The organism is Desulfomonile tiedjei DSM 6799 (genome assembly GCF_000266945.1).
GTDB classification, from domain to species: Bacteria; Desulfobacterota; Desulfomonilia; order Desulfomonilales; family Desulfomonilaceae; genus Desulfomonile; species Desulfomonile tiedjei.
On the sequence record NC_018025.1, the window covers coordinates 5,655,969 to 5,673,802 of the forward strand.

Consider the following 17,834-nt stretch of genomic DNA (forward strand, 5'->3'; position numbering starts at 1 on the left):
CCGCGAGATTACAACCTTGCCACACCGGTCTATGCCTTTGGTTTCCGACGCGTAATTTTGCGTGCTATAATTCTATATGGACATTCGTTAGCTTTCAAGGCATTTTTTACAAAAAACGAGCCTTTCACGAAAACAGTTCACATCTTTATTCCATAAATCAGGCTAAGAACTGTCCGGTGCAGTATATCCGTTAAGTTGCCTCGATTAATGCCGATTCGCTTTTCTTTTCATAATCTGGGAGGCTGAAGTATCCTTCGCTATCTTATGTGCATGCGAAATGTTACAAGATTTGTTCGACCCAGCCATGACAAGCCTTTCTGTCACGGATCTTTTGGATCTATCCCGGGTGGGATGCTGCGAGCCCGGGTGGCAGCAGGCACGTGCTAGAGATAAAGAAAAATGCTTGTCCGATCGGCACGTGTTATTTTCTCATTTGATGAAGACGTCTTCTCATTCTAGCTTGCCTCATGTTGGGTTTTGTGGAATCCGCCAGTGGCAAGCAGGACGTTCTCGGAAGGTTGAGAGCGTTCTTGAGCCGCACCTGTTACCGGGGTTTGAGGTGCGCTTCTGAAGAATCGTACGAGACGAAATGCCTGATCCACCCCATATTTCCAGAGCACCACGAGGAAAATTCCCGTGCACCCGACTGCGAACAGAGCCACGATGAGAAGAATATAGCCGATCCATCGGGAGGCGATACTTTCGGGACTCAGTGGTATTACGAGGAGAAGTATCAGGAAAAAAGATTTGGGCAAAGGAGCTAGAACGGTAAAAAGGGTCTGAACACAGTCAAGAAATTTTAGGGTGATCTTCAAAGTTATCCACAGTGCTCCACAACCGAACACAACAAAGACAAACAACCGAGCTATCAATATGACCGTGGTAGAAGTCTCCATTCCGCTGAACAAGAAATTGAGCTGAAAGAAACTTTGCACATAAGGAAGAGCAAGTGCGAGTGTATCCATATTTCTCTCCTGAAAATGCCTGGATTGCAGTGGCCGGAAAGGGGCTTGGGAGCAATCCATACACAATTCGTATTCTTATCTTAGCGAGTTATGTAGAAATTCTCAACCGAATTCTTAGACGGTAGTGGCTGTCATTTCGCAAGACCAAGAATGCGGATATGGTTAGCATCGGAATTGTCCTCTCAGCATTGCTTTCAAATAGTGTCATTGCGAGAGCTGCAGCGATCCCGCGTTTGCGGACAATCACCTGACTCAAGCGGACTAATTTCAGGAGATTACTTCGCTTCACTCGCAATGACAATTATCAAACTCATCCTGAACAGTTTGTCTATTGCTGTTCGTGCACGTGTTCAGTTAACCATGTTCGGCAGGGACGCCGACCGCTACCAAGAAAGTTGTAACTTGTGTGCCTATTTTGACACCTTGTACCGCGGTCAGCCGATTTCAGGCATCAGGATCGAACTGAGGTAGAACTTAGAGGTGCTGGAACGACCGAAAATATTCGCTGCTTGCAAAGCCGCTCGAGCCATGGGATATTGTTCATGAAATTCTTTGCAAGGTTTTCCGCATGCGCTTGCTGCGAGACAAAATTTCGGGCGCCATCGACCATCCGGTCAAATTAGGGGTTGTGCTGAGCCTCATTTGTCTGTCCGTAGCACTGTATTGGTTTTTCGGGCGCTCGCCAGACCCTCTGGATCATGCCCGAGAGTTGATCAACAAGGGCGAAACCGGACAGGCAGTTGCGATCCTTGACGGGATCATGCTGAAGAATCCGAAAGAGGTTTCGGCTCTGGTTCTCAGAGGATGGGCGAAAGAGAGACAGGATGAGTACGATTTGGCGCTTCACGATTATACTGCGGCAATCGATCTCGATCCTGATTACGGTTCCGCATGGGAGATGCGAGGCCGTCTTCTCGCACGAATGGAAGATCATGAAGGCGCTTTACGCGATCTCAAGAGAGCAGCGGAACTCCAGCCTCATGCTGCAGCAATCGTTGCTTCCATGGGATTGATGCGTTTTTTCGAGCAAGACTATGACGGAGCCCGAACGTATTTTGATAAAAGCTCCCAACTGGACCCGAAGGAAGAATCTGCCTATTTCGGACGGACGGCCATTTACCTTGAAAAGAATGACTTTACTTCCGCAATAGCCGAAATGGACAAATTGTTGCAGTTCCAACCGCAAAGTGCTCAGGCTTTGTTCCGTAGAGGCTTCGCTTATCTGAAGTCCGGTCAACCACAGAAATCACTGGAGGATTTCGACAAAGCACTTGAGCTGGACCCTGAGATGAAAGAGATCTACTGGTACAGAGCAGATGCGCACCGCGCGATCAATGCCCTGGACAAAGCTCTCAAAGATTATCAAAAAGCAGCATCTATAGACCCTGAGGATTCCATACTTCTCTTGAACCAGGCCACCATTCTCATGATGATGGGCAGGTACGACGAAGCTCTGGAAATGCTCCGTCAGTCCATTCTCCTGGAACCGGACAACCCGTTGCCTTACACAAACCGTGCTCTATTGTACCTCGGCACGGGAAACTACCTCGGCGCCCTCAAGGACCTCAATAAGGCTCTGCAGGTTCAACCGGACGATGTATGGTTGCTCATCAAGCGTGCACATGTTTTCAAAATGATTGCCAGAGGTGATAAGGCGTTGGCTGACTTGGACAGCGTTATCGAACTCGATCCTGAAAATCATGAAGCCCGATTGATGCGAGGAAGCCTCTATTTTAATGACAAACAGTTGGAGCGGGCTATTCAGGACCTCAAGATAGCCATCGATCTCCTCCCTGAAGATGCAGCAGCATATCAACTTCTGGCGGAAGCGTTTCTTAAGAAAGGTGACACACCTGAAGCTCTGAAGATGATCGGTCAAGCTTTGAAGAAAGAATCTTCATTTCCGGCGGCATTCGTCACGCTTGGTGAGATTCATATGGCCGATTCCCACATGGATCAGGCCCTTGAGGCATATTCTAGAGCTTTGACAATAGACCCGAACAGCTTTGAAGCACGAATGAGAAGAGCCGAACTCTTCATTGAGTTGAACAATTATCAAAACGCTGTTCAGGATCTGGAACACGCTGCAAAATCAAATCCCTACAGCGGCAAAGTGTACCAGCTTCGGGCAATGTGTTACGAGACTCTCGGTGATAAAGAAAAAGCACGGCAAGATCTCTGGAAAGCTCGAGTATTCGCCCACAGGTGATCTGCACTAATACTATTTTAAGATCAAAGAAGTAAGATCGGGGGGACATTCTTTACAATACAAAAAAGATTCCTCAACCAACACGCAATTTTAACCTGCGACTTTCAGGAAAGACCGATCCTTACAATGAAAAGTTTGAAGTGACCATAGGAATGGGAAATTTCCCAACTGGAGGGTATGGTTACAGACTTGTGACTTTCTATCCACACTATAGTGTTTCTCAAAAGTTTTGAAGCAATCCGATACCAGCACTGAAGAGTATCAGTAGCGCCCGGCGTCCCTGCCGGGCAAAACTAGTTGATTTGTTTGCATATTGTCCACCGGCACGGAGGCCGGTGGCTACCAAATTCGAGGAATCGCTCTTCGCAATTCGCGATTACTTTTGAGAATCAGTATAAAAACTATAGTTTCGCCCTTTTTGTATTCTGGACGGTTAGATGGTGAGATAATCCTTGAAAAAATAAGGCGTTCCGCACATACCCGGTTTTGTGAAAGATTCTGGGAAGGAGGAACGCCAGTTGAAGAGATCTATACCAGATCCGTTCGGGATTGACGAGATTCATTTCAGAGCGTGTTTCAGCGCACCGAGTTTCCGTATCTTCGTTGCGCTGGTGGTCGGTTGGGTGCTCACTATGGGCAAGCACACTATCAGCCAGGTGATTCTGACCATGAGACTCCATGAATCCAAGCACTTCGCCAGCATCTACCGATTCCTCGGCAAGGGACGATGGGAGACTGACTTTGTCTCCTATTTCGTCTTCAGAATGTTGGTAGAAACGCTGATTGCAGAAGGGATCGAGATCCTTGTGGTGATTGACGACACCTTGAACAAGCACACTGGCAAGAAGATCTGTGGCGCGGGCTGGCAGCATGATGGTTCACTCCCAAAGCATACTAAGCAAAAGGGGTATGGAGTGTGCTTTGTCATCATAGGACTGGCGATTCGCCTTCCCGGCATCAGCGATCGCATGTTTTGTCTGCCATACGCTGCCCGCCTTTGGTGGCCGCCAAAGGCCAAGTTTAATCCCAAGAGCCTGCCCTACAAGACAAAACCCGAACTTGGATTGGATCTTATAAATCTGACTCATTCATGGCTCCAAGAGGGAGAAAGACTGAGAATTGTGTTCGACCTGGGATACTGCTGCGATACCATCCTCAAAGCACGACCCAAGAATGTGCACATTACAGGGAGGCTGAGAAAGGATGCAGCTTTGTTCGCTGTGCTGGAACCTGCTCCATTTACAGTGATGGGCAGACCTCGCAAGAGAGGCGCTCGACTGCCCTCCCTGGAAACGATGTTCCAGGACCCCAATCTGGGGTGGAATGAGATTAGGGTCTTCTGCTATGGAAAACAAACTAAGCTCCTGATACATCAGTTCACGGCGCTATGGTATCATAGCGCAGGGCAACAGCCTCTTTCGATCGTGTTGTGCCATGACCCGGCCGGCCACCATGCCAATATGGTGTTTTTCGATACGGACCCTCAGGCTGCACCACAGCAGATTATCGAGCGCTACGCTGCACGCTTTAGCATTGAGATGACCAATCGAGAGACCAAGAACCTCCTGGGTGCGGCTGAACCTCAGTGTCGGAAAGAGACCTCGGTAACCCGTGCCCCTATGTTTGCTTACTGGGCCTACTGCTTTGTAGTGCTTTGGTTCGTTGGGCAATTCGTCACTGCAAAGAACCTCGTTGCCGACCCGGCTCCCTGGTACTGCCGGAAAAAGTCGTTCACCTTTTCAGACATGCTGGCAGCAGCTCGAAGGAGTCATTTCTCGCTGAGAATTTATTCGAAAGCCAGCCGAATCAATAAGTTCGAAAAACTCAACGGCCCGCGCTCCACGCGCGGACTCGACCATGCAAGAATCGCGAAACTATAGATAAAAAAGAAAAAGTCCATGCTCATCGCAGCTCCCTACAGGACCCGCAGCTTGCGTCGCATATGTCCGCTTGCATGGACTTCCACTTCTTGTGAGCATCGATTCTTGGATCGATGCCCTCCGTACATGACACACTTTATCAGACAATATTTCGTTCAATATTTCGTTGTCAAGGTTTCAAAGAAAATTTATCGAGTTTCTGCTGGATCTATCCGTAATGAAAACCAACGTTACCTAATGATTTCTTGTTGCTCTACAATATCACCTTCTTTCTCTCTATCTCTATCGCATCTCGCACTTTGCACGTTGGAGAATGTGCCGACCGACCGAACAACTATTTCCTAATGCTTCCCAAATAGTTATTGCACAGTCCAAAATGCCTTGGTAACATGCATCTAACATGCAAAGAAATCGTGAGCAATAGCAAACGTACTCACTGAGGAGGGGGTTATGAGAAAGCTTGCCAAAAGCCTGCTTTTAATTTGTTTAATCAGTGCCCTGAGCGGAACTTCATGGGGGGAAGTCAAACTCGGAATGCTGGCCCAGAGAGGGGCGGAAACCGCTCTCAAGGAGTGGGGCGGTATTGCGGCCTATCTCAGCGAGCAGTTGGGCGAGCAAGTCACTATAGTACCTCTTCCGTTCAGCGAATTCATGGATTTCTGCGATGTAGAGCGTTCTGCCTTCATTTTTACCAACCCCTGGTTCTACGTGAAAGCCAAAGTGAAAAAGGATGCAAAGGCGCTGGTCACAGTGAAGTATCAGAAATCCGGCAGCATGATGGGCGGAGTAATCTTTACACGGCGGGACAGCGGAATCAAAAACCTTGCCGACTTAAAGGGAAAGATCTTGATGTGTCCCAAATTGTCTTCACCCGGCGGGTGGCTGTTCGCTAAAGGGGAAATCGTGAAATCCGGAATAATACCGGAGAAGGATCTCAAGCTCCTGCTCGAAACGCCTAAGGAATCGCACGACGAAGTAGTTTATGCCGTACGAGACAGAAAAGCGGATGTGGGAACCGTCCGCACAAATTTGTTGGAAGCCATGAACCGGGAGGGAAAGATCAATATTGACGATTTCCTGGTGCTCAATGAAACCCGCCATGAAGGACTCAATGAACGATGTAGCACTCCTCTCTACCCTGATTGGCCGGTAGCATCCCTCGGCAACACCCCTCCGGAGCTCGCCGTAAAAATGAAAGCGGCGTTGCTCGGTATGCAGCCGGGCAACCCCGCCCTGGAGCAAGCGCGAAAGATTGAACGATTCGTAGAAGCTCTCAACTACGGACCTATGGAAGAGCTCTGCCGTAGGCTCAATGTAGAGCCTTTCAGGAAAATGCACTAGATGGTAGTCAGAATGTTTTCAAACCTCGCTTGATCACATATCTTATACCATTGCGCAGTTATGCACATAAGACAGCAGAGGATACCTCCAGCCTCCCAGATTATGAAAAGAAAAGAATCGGTATTAGTAATAAAACACGTATTCTGCGAAAACACCGGAGAGAGTGACATCAGCGGTCTGACCGGCGGAACTGAATTCTGTAGCCGTATGACGCCATCCTGCCCTGACTGCGGAACATCCCAGTATGGTGTCCGGCAACTTGAGTCCCCCGGCAACTTCGAATTCATACATTTTGGTCCCGGTTTGGATCGGCCATCGGTATCGCGCTTCTACTACTGGTGAAATACCACAGGTGAAACGAGGATTGTACCAGCCATGAACGCCGAATGTTACAGGTCGCTGCCCGACAACTTGAAAAGGGCCCAGTATCGGATCAGTCACACTCAAAGTCGGATAGTTGGTCGTGAAGTCCAAGTTCACTCCGAGCCGCCATGTATCTCTCTTGAACACATCGACATCTGCACCGATTCGGAGTTCCGGCCAATATAAGTAGCCCGACCCCCTGTAGGCTCTCATATAAGCATCGTACACTGCGCGAAGGGAGTAGCGTGCCAATTGGAGTCGTCCGGCAAATTCAACAGCGGATACGTTATGCGGAAACAGAAGATCGTCTTTCAGATCCAGCGCGATTCCACGTTCAGGAAAGAGGAATTTCCCGTTTATCATGTTGTAAGAAAGCCAGGTGACTCTGACTTCTCCTCCTATTTGAGGCATGTGAAGAAAGGGATATTTTGAAAGCGTAGCTCCCGGAAAATCCGATTCAACAGCACGTCCCAGCAAGGGAACCGACTGGAATAACTGAGCGAATGGATCGGCCTGTGCTTCTCGATCGACCGCAAGCATGTGAAAACAAAGAATGAGGAAGAATAGTAAATATATTTTCTGTACGGAACGGAAGCGCATCATGTTTTGGGGGCCTCTTCTACTTTAACAACTGACGATATCTTACTAGTATTAAAGATCAAAATCAAGAGAATTATGGGTGGGTGATGTAATCATTTCGTAACTGAACGATGGTGATTCTTCCGAAAACTGGCGGAATAGTACCATTCCGCCATCGAGCAGCGGTGGGTAAGTCACATGCACATTTCAAATCAAAAAACTGCGCAAAAGTCGAATATCATTCACTGTGAAACTTCAGAATTTTCCACCGGACTCGGGTGAGTTCCTTTCCAGGGATTTCCGATCCCAGTTTCCGAGATCTGCTGCAGCTTCGTACGTACTCTGTGAAAATTTCAGGAGCATATCGTCCGGGTTTTGCGACTGACGCACGGCGTCGTAGGGTAGGATGAATTCGCTCATTTCTGCGCTGTAGAACGCTTGTTCAGGAATGATTGAAACTTCTTTGAACCCGGTCGGTTCGGGATAAGCATACGCGTAGAAGGCGGGCTCCAGGACTGCCCCACCTCCAGGCCAGAATCCGCAACTGCTCACTTCATGAGAATACGCTTCTTGCACCACGAAATCGGCTAAAGCAGGGACTCCACCGGGATGCATCGGAGCTGCACGCCCTGAAAAGCGGGTTACTGCCATGTCGAAGGCGCCCCAGAAAAAATGAACCGGGCTGCACTTTCCGATAAAACCCGACCGAAACTGCTTCAATACGCGATCTGTTTGTACCAAGATCTGCCACAGTCGTTGCACATGTTGTGAATCGTAGGATGCGTGCGTGTGATCCTCTTCAAACAGAATACGTTCCGGCACTTCCACCGGTTTCGTCCATATCTTCACATAAATTTCAAGGGAATGGAGAACGTCCATGAGCTTTCGATAAAAATCAGCGACTGAATTTCCGGCCAGAGCAAATGTCCGTTGACCGCCGTCGTTAGTTCGAACGATGAGCACATGATCCATGAAATCAAAGTCGATCTCAAAGGTTCTCGTACCGTACGGGATTGGAGACGTAGTCAACCCCCGAGCGTTCACGTACAGCACTACCTGCCACCAGTGGTTCACATGCGGGCTTTGCATCAGTTTTATTTTGCCGACAACCTGAGTGCACATGTGAAGCGTAGTATATGTATTCTGCCATTCCGCCAAAGGCAATTCGGGCCAGAATGGATTGCCCGTATTTGACATGGAATCCTCCTCTTATCAATTTTCTGTGGATAGCGATTCCGATGGATCCGCATTTTCAAACAAAACATGATAAAAACAATTGAGCGTGTGCATTTCAAACACTGTTAAATTACTTCTCTTATACTCACTCTGCACTTCATTATTCTGAATCAACTTGCCCTGGAGGTCAACAGCATGAAAACTGCAGACTTACCCCAGGACAAGATCTGAAATCACAATTTTCATGTCAACAATAAGTATTGATGCGTTGTGGGGCCAGTGAAGTAGAGACCCCTTGAGTTAATGTTCTCAGCATTGGTGAACAACAGTCCGCACCAATCAGGTCCGAAGGGAACTGAATACCCGTTTTCGCAAGTATTTTCTCCTGATCGGTATGGTTTGCGCAACCACTTCAGAAAAGGTTCTCCATGTGTTCTCTTGGGCAAATTGGATTCTTCCTATCTCATCCATCACGGGACTCGGAGAAGACGACGGCAATCGCTCAAATTCAATGGGAGAAATGCTGTTATTTTTTGTTTCCTTGTACATGTTTATTGCTGCCACGTTGAGTCGATCGTCTACTAGAACGATAGATCCACCGTGTAAAGGATTGGGGTCGAGTGTGTCCACTACCCATCCGCCTGAATTGTACACATCTACTCCATCTTTATATCCGGCAAAGGCTTCATGATGCATATATGGTTTGTGCGTGTGGCCGAAAATGAAGGTAGTCGGCGGGGCAACTTCTCCTTTGAAGAAATCCGGTTTGTCATCTTTGTCCTTGAGCTCGTTTTTCTTCTCTCGAATAGCGAGGATCTCATAACGAATCTGTGCGTGCAGCGGGCCTTCCATATAGCGGAAAAGTTGCTTCAGACCATCCGGGCTCAGAGGTGCATCGCTGTGGCCTTTTTCAGCACCTCCAAAACCACGGTAGATGAGACTCAGAAACTTATCGATAACAGCCCCTTCGAACCAGTCGAACGTCCGTGTGCCGACCTCCTTTGCCAGTCCTGCCGAGAAATTAGCGATTACCTGCCCAAATTCACGATTATCGAGCGCTTTCTCGTAGACAGTCTCTAGACCGGGCCCGCTCTGACCCAGAGCAGACCAGGCGAAGTCTATCCAGGCGAAATTTCCTTTTTCGATGTCCCAGGGATACTGACTCATGTCTTCACGTTCAAAAATCCATCCGTTTACCGTGCTCATTGCAGAATAGATCCATTCAGTGAAATGCCCGTGATGAAACACGACACACTTCTTCGGGTCTTTATTCCGTCCGAGTGTTTTTTCTGTTATGAGCCCATAATTCGGGTATGCGACCTCCAGTTTCATGTCCATTTTTAACGGAGGGCGCTGAATCATATCCGTGAGGTAATGACTGATCGGATTGTCGTCAGGTCCTGCGAACATTTTGGTTGAATGCCATTGTTCGGGCAGTTTGACGACTTCAGGATGTCGCTGCAGGTAATCTCTGTACTGATCTTCACGAGTCATCTCCCACAAATGATGGTCATGGTTGCCTGGAACCATCACGATTTTATCGAATGGAAATCCCTTGTCCCCGTGAAGCTCACTGATAAAACACTGGAAAGCCATGGTAGCCTGATGAATGGGGCACAGTGCCAGTTCGAGAGTGTCGCCGTTCAAGACAAGGATGGGCTTGCGTGTACTCCCACAAAACTTACCTATGAGATCTTTGATGCAGGCTGCCAATTCCTTCAAAACCGGGCCTGGTACGCATGGATCACCGTCAACTCCGTCCTCTTTCATACTCGAGAGAATGCTATCCTCCTCACCAAGGTGAAGATCCGACAAGCAAATGTACTGGATTTCCGACATGAGCAACCCCCTTCGTTATCATTGTTGTACGGACAAACGTCCTTCGACGTGCAAAGAATTAGTTTTGAACCGAGACAATTTGATCGGCGTACGTTTTGTTCCCCCCCTTTTTTCCTGGACGAGAAATTCTATCCGAGATCTAACTCAAAGTTCAGGGTCTCGCAGCCAACCTTATTCAGGTGAACTCATCGGAAGAGGGACTATTTGAAATAGCTGGCACCAATGTACATGTCTTGTCCATGTACTTTTTTAACGTAAGCTGATTTAGGAAATTCTCCCTGTTCTCCAGGTTTTGGCCAGGTATAGTCCACCCATCCTTCACCTTTTCCATTGACGACTTTCTTGAATTCCTGAAAGACGAATTTCCCATTACTGTCCTTATGATCGGAAAAATTCTTTCCTATAAGGCCGGGATTAAAAGGGTGTGCCAGCATGACATTGTCCATAGACAGAACAAAAATGTACAAATCTTTATCCACAAAAGGGCTGTTGCGGGTAGAAAAGACTTTAAGAGCGTATTCCACGCCTTTTTCCCGAATGAATGCCTCGGCATTCGACACCATCATAATACAATCGTTTGCCTGGTTGGCTGCTGCAACCCCTGCCAGGAGGCAGACGGCAACTGAGGCGACGAATACTAAGCAAATTACGCGTGCTTTCATCGTGTTCTCTCCTGATTCAGATCGATGTTCAGAAATGCAGTTATGAAAGAACCAGTCGAAAATCCGCCGCGTTATATAAAGACTGACTCAGAGCACGTCAGGTCAGAGGATGCTTACGTTTGAAGGCAAGCCAGCGCGTGAGCGAGTAACCATCGATATTGTAGCTGAATATTGATTAAGAAGGCATCACCACTAGGACCTCAATATACAGCATTGATGGCTTGTAAAGCAATCAGAAACTATTTTAATTTCGACGCAGAACGAAATTGTCAGGTAAGAAATGTTGAGAATAAATCATATCATCGCATAGATTTTGTACTCTGTTGAGAAGAAGTATACGGTTTGTGGCAGAACGCCAATAATTTTACAAATGGAGTTCGGGGGAAAACCTCTCGCATGAAGTTTTCCCCCGAATTTCGTTGTTTTTCATGAGACAGCACAAGCGTTTGCATCTTCTGTGATCATATTTCTGTTTGCAGCACCCGGAGGTACCATAGGATAGACCTTTGCGCCGCTATGAATAGGTGCATGGATGAGACAGGGGCCTCGCTCCTTCAGGGCAGAGCAGAGCATTGATAACGGATCGTCCGCGGTGGCCAGATCCCGGGCTTGCATGCCGAAACCTTCGGCAATCCGGATGAAATCCACCTGTCTCTGATACCTCGAGGCATAAATCCTGCCGCCGTAAAACAGATCCTGTTGCTGACAGACCAACCCCAGAGAACTGTTGTTCATGAGGATTATCTTGATATTCAAATTCTGATCCACAGCAGTGGCCAGTTCCTGAATATTCATCATTATGCTGCCATCACCGCTGAAGCAGACCACTCGCTGGTCCGGGCAGGCAAGGGCCGCTCCGATAGCCGCAGGCAAACCAAAGCCCATGGTGCCCAGCCCGCCTGATGTGAGCCATCGCCGGGGGCGACGGAATGGATAGGTTTGTGCCACCCACATCTGGTGTTGACCGACATCGGTGACAATGACCGTATCGGGGTCGAGCACTTCGGCTGCCTGCGTGATGAGACTGACAGGATTGCGCAAATCTCCCGAATTAGGCTTTCGCGGGGGATGCTTCTCCCGAAGATCCGATATGAATGACAACCATTCGGCACGAGGATTTTCGTCAACCATGGGAAAAAGAGCTTTGAGCACATCTCCGATGTCGCCCCGGATTCCCACATGAGCTGTCTTGATCTTGTGGAGTTCGCATTCATCTATGTCGATATGAATGATGTCGGCTGTCGGGCAAAAAAGCGTCGGGTTTCCCGTGGCACGGTCGTCAAAACGCACTCCGGCGCCGATCAGTAGATCGCACTCTTCCAGGACCATATTTGTGTATCGAGCTGCATGCATCCCCAACATACCAATCGATCGAGGATGCTCAATGGGCACTGCTCCCAATCCCATTAAGGTCATGGTTACTGGAATCGAAGCTTTCTCCGCGAGGAGCGTTGCAATGGCGGCAGCTTCGGAATGTATTACGCCTCCGCCAAGATACAGCACCGGTCGCCGCGATGAATTGATGAGCTCTGCTGCCTGTGAAATATCGTTGTCATTGACAGTCGGAGCAGGATCCGCTCTGCCGGGTTCGGGCCATTCCGAGAATTCAACACTTTCGGTCTGAACGTCTTTCGGTATATCGATGAGTACCGGGCCGGGCCGGCCTGAGGTGGCTATGCGAAACGCGTCGGGGATCACCTGAAGCAGTTCGGCAGCCGATTGCACAAGGAAATTGTGTTTCGTAATGGGAATGGTCAGGCCGTACGTGTCCACTTCCTGGAACGCGTCAGTGCCGATGAGAGATCGAGCAACTTGACCGGTAAAACATATGACGGGAATCGAATCCAGCTTTGCGTCTGCAAGAGCGGTCAAGATGTTGGTCGCCCCCGGTCCTGAGGTTGCAAAACACACCTGAGCGCGGCCGCTCACGCGGGCCATCCCCTGCGCGATAAAACCTGCTCCTTGTTCGTGGCGTGCCAGGACGTGAGAAATTTGAGTGCTTTGGGAAAGGGCGTCATACAAAGGCAGGTTCGCGCCGCCAGGTATTCCGGTTATAAGATGGATATCCTGACGTTCAAGTAATCGGATGGCTATCTCTGCGCCGGTCATTTTCATTTTGAGGGTACTCTCCTTTCATTCTCTTCCCCTTGCTGTTGGACCGACGTGGATGCTTAAAAATAGCAACCCCCGCCGGTGCCTTGCTCCAGCGGGGGTGTATGTGCTTTCAGATTGGCAGATCCCGCTAGGGCGCACCGACGACGAGGCCTAGAACGACGACGACAACATTAAGGAGGACTTTGCCAATCTCAAATTCTCTGGTTGTAGTGCCGTCGTGCTTCATAGCGGAATACCAAACTCTGAATTACAGAACTGACTTATCCTAGCGTCTGTCTACAGAGCTGTCAAGATATAAACGAAACACATTGCATGTCCATGTCATTGTCTTCGATTCCGAAAGCCCTGCAAATAAATGGAGGAAGCCTTCATGAGAAAGACTTCCTCCATAAATTCATCCTATATTCTCGAACATGTTAACGACGGTGACCGCCACCTCCACGATGTCCGCCGCCGCCATGAAAACGATGATGTCCACCGCCACCATGCCAGCCGCCATGCCACCGTCGGCCGCCACCCCATCCGAATCCTATACTCGGGCCATAGCCATAGTAATAATCAGGGCCGTAATAAGAGGTAGCAGGCTCCTGCCAGAGCGAGGAGTCATCGAATTCTTCGGACGAATACGTTCCTCCGCCCGTGCTTCTTCGTGCCTGACTCTGCACTCGCGGCTTATTGGGCGCATCTATCTGGTTGCTGAACACCCAGCCTTCGTCCGCAAGTTTCGCCCAACGACCGTCACTGCTGTACCTGCCGCTGAGCTGCAATTTTTCTCCCATTTTGACGCATCCGATGATGTCGGAAGAACTCGTTGCGTCCGCTCGAATACGCAAACATCCATCCGGCTTATCTATTCCGGTAACCGTGCCCTGGATGGTTTGGGGTTGCGTGCTCCGGGATGCCGGATCTTTGGTGGTAGAACCCGCAGCCGCTCTATCCATAGAACGGGCTGGTTCTCGCTGTGTATCCTGACGGCCTGCTTGAGCAGGAACCGAAAAATCATAGTCCTCTTCTAAGGCCTGGTCCAGGACCGCACCAGGACTTGTCATCCGGGTCGAATCGCCACGGTCTCCCATCTGGGCCATGACTTTAGCCGGCATAAATGCCAGCATCGCAATAAAGAACACTGCTAGTCCAAAGAACAATTTCCTACACATAAGTTGTCACCTCATTGCCATTTCCCGCGATCGAATTACGCGGCTGATTATGGATAATCTGTATCAATTACTCCATCCGGCTTATTAAAAGGTTGAGCACAGTTCAATAACTTGTCAAATTAAGGAACAAAGCTCACCGGGCGGGCATAGGCCTAATTTAGAGTCATGGCTGCCCGAATGGGCAGCTCCGAGAGTCAAGAAGGCCATTAATGTCCCCCTTTTCTAAAGGGGGATTCAGGGATTTCAGGGGCTTAGATCAAAATCCCCCCTTGCCCCCCTTTATGAAAGGGGGGAATACTCTGGTGAGTTTGCGCCTATGCCTCGAGCGTGAGTAGTCACTCCTCTCCATGGAGCGAGCTGTAGCTTCAGCCGGCATTCGATAAGAGGTGATTGGTGGAAACATATTGCGCCCACCGGCTTTGTTCATTTCATTCTACAATCTTGTAACCTGCCGATTGCAGGGAGGGTCTGGTGTAAATGAAGATCATCTCAACCGGTTCGTCAAAGGGATTATAGAACCAGTGAACTGCACCGCGCGGGACAAACATGGTGTCTCCCGGCTGCATCTCTACCTCTTTGTTTCCGATGCCACTCAAACCTTTGCCGGACAAAATGTATATGACTTCTTCAGCATCCTTATGGACATGCCTCTTGTGTGTAGATGTTTTAGCCTCAAATCTGCAGTAGGCAAAGGTTATGTCTTCTGCACCGACCGTATCTTTATCAACGAGAACCACTCGTTTCGCGTTGTCGAGATCTTTGATCGGTTCATTTCGTCCTTCTTCGAGTTTTATGACATACTTGCTATCTAGAGCCATTTTGCTATCTCCTGTGGAAAATTCGGGGTCTGCCCTTAGATACCTTTATACCTCCTATGAGTCAGTTGATGGTATACCGAAAAGATCGGCGGATCTTCCAGAACCCAATTTTCAAACCCCGAAGTGGAATTGGCATGTTTCTCTATTTGAGATTATTTTTTCCGCACGTCAACTGTCGCGGAGAATACAGGCAGACCCGAATTTGAATTGACCCAGGCGCATGAGGCAGGGTATGTACCACCTGGAGATTTTATCAGTCTAGGTACCGCTGTTTCTTGCGGCGCGTGTGCTGCGCTATATTGCTGCAATTTCAAGTATGATTGGAAGAAACTCGCCAACAAACCGCTGAAAAAGTCTGTGACTGGCTCGCTTGAACTCCACAGGCTGAAGGGATCCTTTGATGCTTGCTGAAGAACATTTCCGAGACCTTGTTGATGATATCAAACCGGTCATTCCATGTGACTTGAATGATTTGCAATCTTTATACGCCCATTACAATCTGCCAAGTGATGGTTACTTTTCTACCAGCGTAGTTTCGGATCATTTGTCCCAGAAAATTAGCCAAATCCTGTTGGGGGCTGTCAATGGGAGCATGAAAGGGCAAGTAAGCATAGAATTATCCTTCCTGAAGAAACAAATCGTCATGCGCTATTTCCTTGACGAGGTGGATTACCAGCCATATTGGGCAGTGCTCAACTTTATTTCGAGTTCCTTATTTTCCCTCTCAGACGATACCCTTTTGACAGATGATGAAACTGCGTGGAGGTCGGCGATTGAATTTGCACGGGAAAAGGCTTTGCTCAATCCTTCTATCTTCGATGATCCTCCCGACAGGCTGACCCGACTGCATTCCCGGGAACGTGCAGTGGCCGAAGCGGCACGGTATTTTCGGAACCGCAAGTGCCAGCTGCATTTGGACATGGGAAAAATAGTTATGGATGACAATGAACTGGAGCGGATCACTCAGGAATTGGATTCGAAGATAAGAATTTACGGAGGACGACGATTTGCGGAATACTTGTTTGACAAAATGAAACCGATTTTTTGTCCGTCGCAAGAACGGTACCATCTTATACGGCGTCCGACAACTGCCCCATCACCTAGCCAAAGACAGACGCCGTTCGGGTATCTGATCAACCTTAGCGTCAAACATCTGGAGAGCCGGCGCATAGTGCTTCCAAATCAAGCTAAAATCTTGAATGAAATTCTTGAGACGGCAACCATGCTAGCAGGACTCTTTGACGTTCAGCCCTACCATTTTGCGGAGAACATCCAGATTCCGCCCCATCGGTTTATTAGCGCTGTGAGCGAACACGCGTTATTTGATCGTATATTTGCCTTCCCTCAATGGAGACCATCCGACCTGACAGGGATTCTACGCGGATTGTTCAAATGGGTTGAGGCAGATCCAGGAAGTGCTGTCCTTGATTGGACAATAGAGGATGCTGCAACCTTAGTGGAAAGCATTATCCGACTCTGCAAGGGCAACAACGAGCCCCACTTTTTCCATGTTTCTCTCTTGCGTAGAGAACTTGCGAACATGCCCGAACAAACCCTTCAGGCTTTGTTAACTGTCTTCTCACACGACGCGTCAGAAGTAAACCACGGATTCCTAAGCCCTGTATGTGTCCCTCAACGATGTCGAGATTTCATGTTCAAACCGCTTGTCAAGCTCAATGCCGGAGAATATTGCCTAATGAGTTCTTCAGGGTGTGCACCGGCATTTTATGAGGCAATAGCAATGGCTTTGCGCGACATATGCGGCCAGTCTACTGACAAGAAGATTGGGGATTCTTTGGAGCAGTATGTTAGGCAAGTTCTCGTGAAGAAAGGAATTACCCTTGTACACGGAGAATACCAGTTTCGGAGCATTCCAGATGGCCGTTGCGCCAAAGATAAGCACTTGAGGGGTGATTGCGATTTAGCGGTTGAGACTGCAGACACAATCATACTTTTTGAGGTTAAGAAACAGCCCTTTACGAGGCCATCGCGAGCAGGGAAGAGTGGTGAACTCCTTCATGATCTAGCCAAGGGTTTCGTTCGCGGACACAAGCAACTGGTCAGGCAAGCGATAATTCTGAAAGAAAGTGGGAGCTTGGTGTTGCAGAGCGACCAGGGGGAATACGAACTCCAATCAAATGGAAGAGCAGTCGAACGCGTATTCGTCACGCTTGATGATTATGGCGCTTTTCAGGATCAAGTTCTTGCGAATGGTCTCTTGGAGTTCATGACTTTTGTGGGAATTTCGTCAGAGGATCAGGGCTTGCAAAAGAAACTAGAAAAGGTCAGGTCCGAATGTCTCGAGTTGAGAGAATGCCTTATGCGATTGCTTGGCCCAAGCGAGCGTCCGTTCGATCGCCCTTTTTTCAACTGCAGGTTCATTTCGCTGCCTCAGTTGCTTGTCATGCTTGATGAAGTAACCTGCAACGAATCTCTCCGACAATCGCTGTGGCGTACTCGGTCCGTTTCCTATGGCACTCGTGATTTCTACGCGGAACATTTTTATAACCAGCAACTTCGAAGACAGCATGATAATCGTATGCGACCCTCCCTATCTAGCAAGATATCTGATCCCCATGCTCCATGAGCAGTTACGATGACGGCTTTAGAGGCACTCTTTGTTGCAAGGGATTCCGAGAATTCTCCCGGGAATTCTCGGAATTCCCCGTACACCATAGTCATTTATGCATGAACTGCAGGAAAGCATCGTTTGCTCTGCGCTGCGACAGC

General features: G+C 48.7%; 12 protein-coding genes. 4 read left to right on the forward strand and 8 right to left on the reverse strand.

The genetic code is table 11. The features are described from left to right. Positions 1 to 455: 455 nt before the first annotated feature. A complete protein-coding gene (locus tag DESTI_RS24265; RefSeq protein WP_014812616.1) occupies positions 456 to 965 on the reverse strand; it encodes a hypothetical protein in 510 nt (169 codons plus the stop codon). Positions 966 to 1,533: 568 nt separating this feature from the next. Between DESTI_RS24265 and DESTI_RS24270 the strand changes: the two genes are divergently transcribed. From DESTI_RS24270 to DESTI_RS24280, 3 genes are all read left to right on the forward strand, one after another. Next, positions 1,534 to 3,174, forward strand: coding sequence for a tetratricopeptide repeat protein (locus tag DESTI_RS24270; RefSeq protein WP_014812617.1), 1,641 nt, complete (start codon positions 1,534 to 1,536; stop codon positions 3,172 to 3,174). A 518-nt stretch (positions 3,175 to 3,692) separates the two neighbouring features. After that, the gene (locus DESTI_RS24275) at positions 3,693 to 5,054 is read left to right on the forward strand and encodes an IS701 family transposase (protein ID WP_014808181.1); all 1,362 of its coding nucleotides are present in this window, start codon (positions 3,693 to 3,695) and stop codon (positions 5,052 to 5,054) included. 450 nt (positions 5,055 to 5,504) lie between these two features. Next, positions 5,505 to 6,395, forward strand: coding sequence for a phosphate/phosphite/phosphonate ABC transporter substrate-binding protein (locus DESTI_RS24280; protein ID WP_014812618.1), 891 nt, complete (start codon positions 5,505 to 5,507; stop codon positions 6,393 to 6,395). Positions 6,396 to 6,518: 123 nt separating this feature from the next. Here the strand turns inward: DESTI_RS24280 and DESTI_RS24285 are convergent, their stop codons facing one another. The 7 genes from DESTI_RS24285 to DESTI_RS24315 form a co-directional block, all read right to left on the reverse strand. After that, entirely contained in the window at positions 6,519 to 7,361 is an 843-nt protein-coding gene (locus DESTI_RS24285) for a hypothetical protein (protein WP_014812619.1), read from the reverse strand. A gap of 231 nt (positions 7,362 to 7,592) precedes the next feature. Continuing rightward, complete coding sequence (locus tag DESTI_RS24290; RefSeq protein ID WP_014812620.1) at positions 7,593 to 8,534, reverse strand: DUF5996 family protein; 942 nt, start codon at positions 8,532 to 8,534, stop codon at positions 7,593 to 7,595. A gap of 318 nt (positions 8,535 to 8,852) precedes the next feature. After that, complete coding sequence (locus tag DESTI_RS24295) at positions 8,853 to 10,352, reverse strand: metallophosphoesterase (protein ID WP_014812621.1); 1,500 nt, start codon at positions 10,350 to 10,352, stop codon at positions 8,853 to 8,855. A gap of 200 nt (positions 10,353 to 10,552) precedes the next feature. After that, entirely contained in the window at positions 10,553 to 11,014 is a 462-nt protein-coding gene (locus DESTI_RS24300; protein ID WP_014812622.1) for a cache domain-containing protein, read from the reverse strand. 426 nt (positions 11,015 to 11,440) lie between these two features. Then, positions 11,441 to 13,129, reverse strand: coding sequence for an acetolactate synthase large subunit (gene ilvB, locus DESTI_RS24305; protein ID WP_014812623.1), 1,689 nt, complete (start codon positions 13,127 to 13,129; stop codon positions 11,441 to 11,443). Positions 13,130 to 13,545: 416 nt separating this feature from the next. After that, positions 13,546 to 14,286 (reverse strand): SH3 domain-containing protein, encoded by a 741-nt coding sequence (locus DESTI_RS24310; protein ID WP_014812624.1) that lies wholly within the window; start codon positions 14,284 to 14,286, stop codon positions 13,546 to 13,548. Between the two features lie 428 nt (positions 14,287 to 14,714). After that, positions 14,715 to 15,104, reverse strand: coding sequence for a cupin domain-containing protein (locus DESTI_RS24315; RefSeq protein ID WP_014812625.1), 390 nt, complete (start codon positions 15,102 to 15,104; stop codon positions 14,715 to 14,717). A 592-nt stretch (positions 15,105 to 15,696) separates the two neighbouring features. Here DESTI_RS24315 and DESTI_RS24320 point away from each other — a divergent pair. Further along, entirely contained in the window at positions 15,697 to 17,691 is a 1,995-nt protein-coding gene (locus DESTI_RS24320) for a hypothetical protein (RefSeq protein ID WP_157212260.1), read from the forward strand. Positions 17,692 to 17,834: the final 143 nt, after the last annotated feature.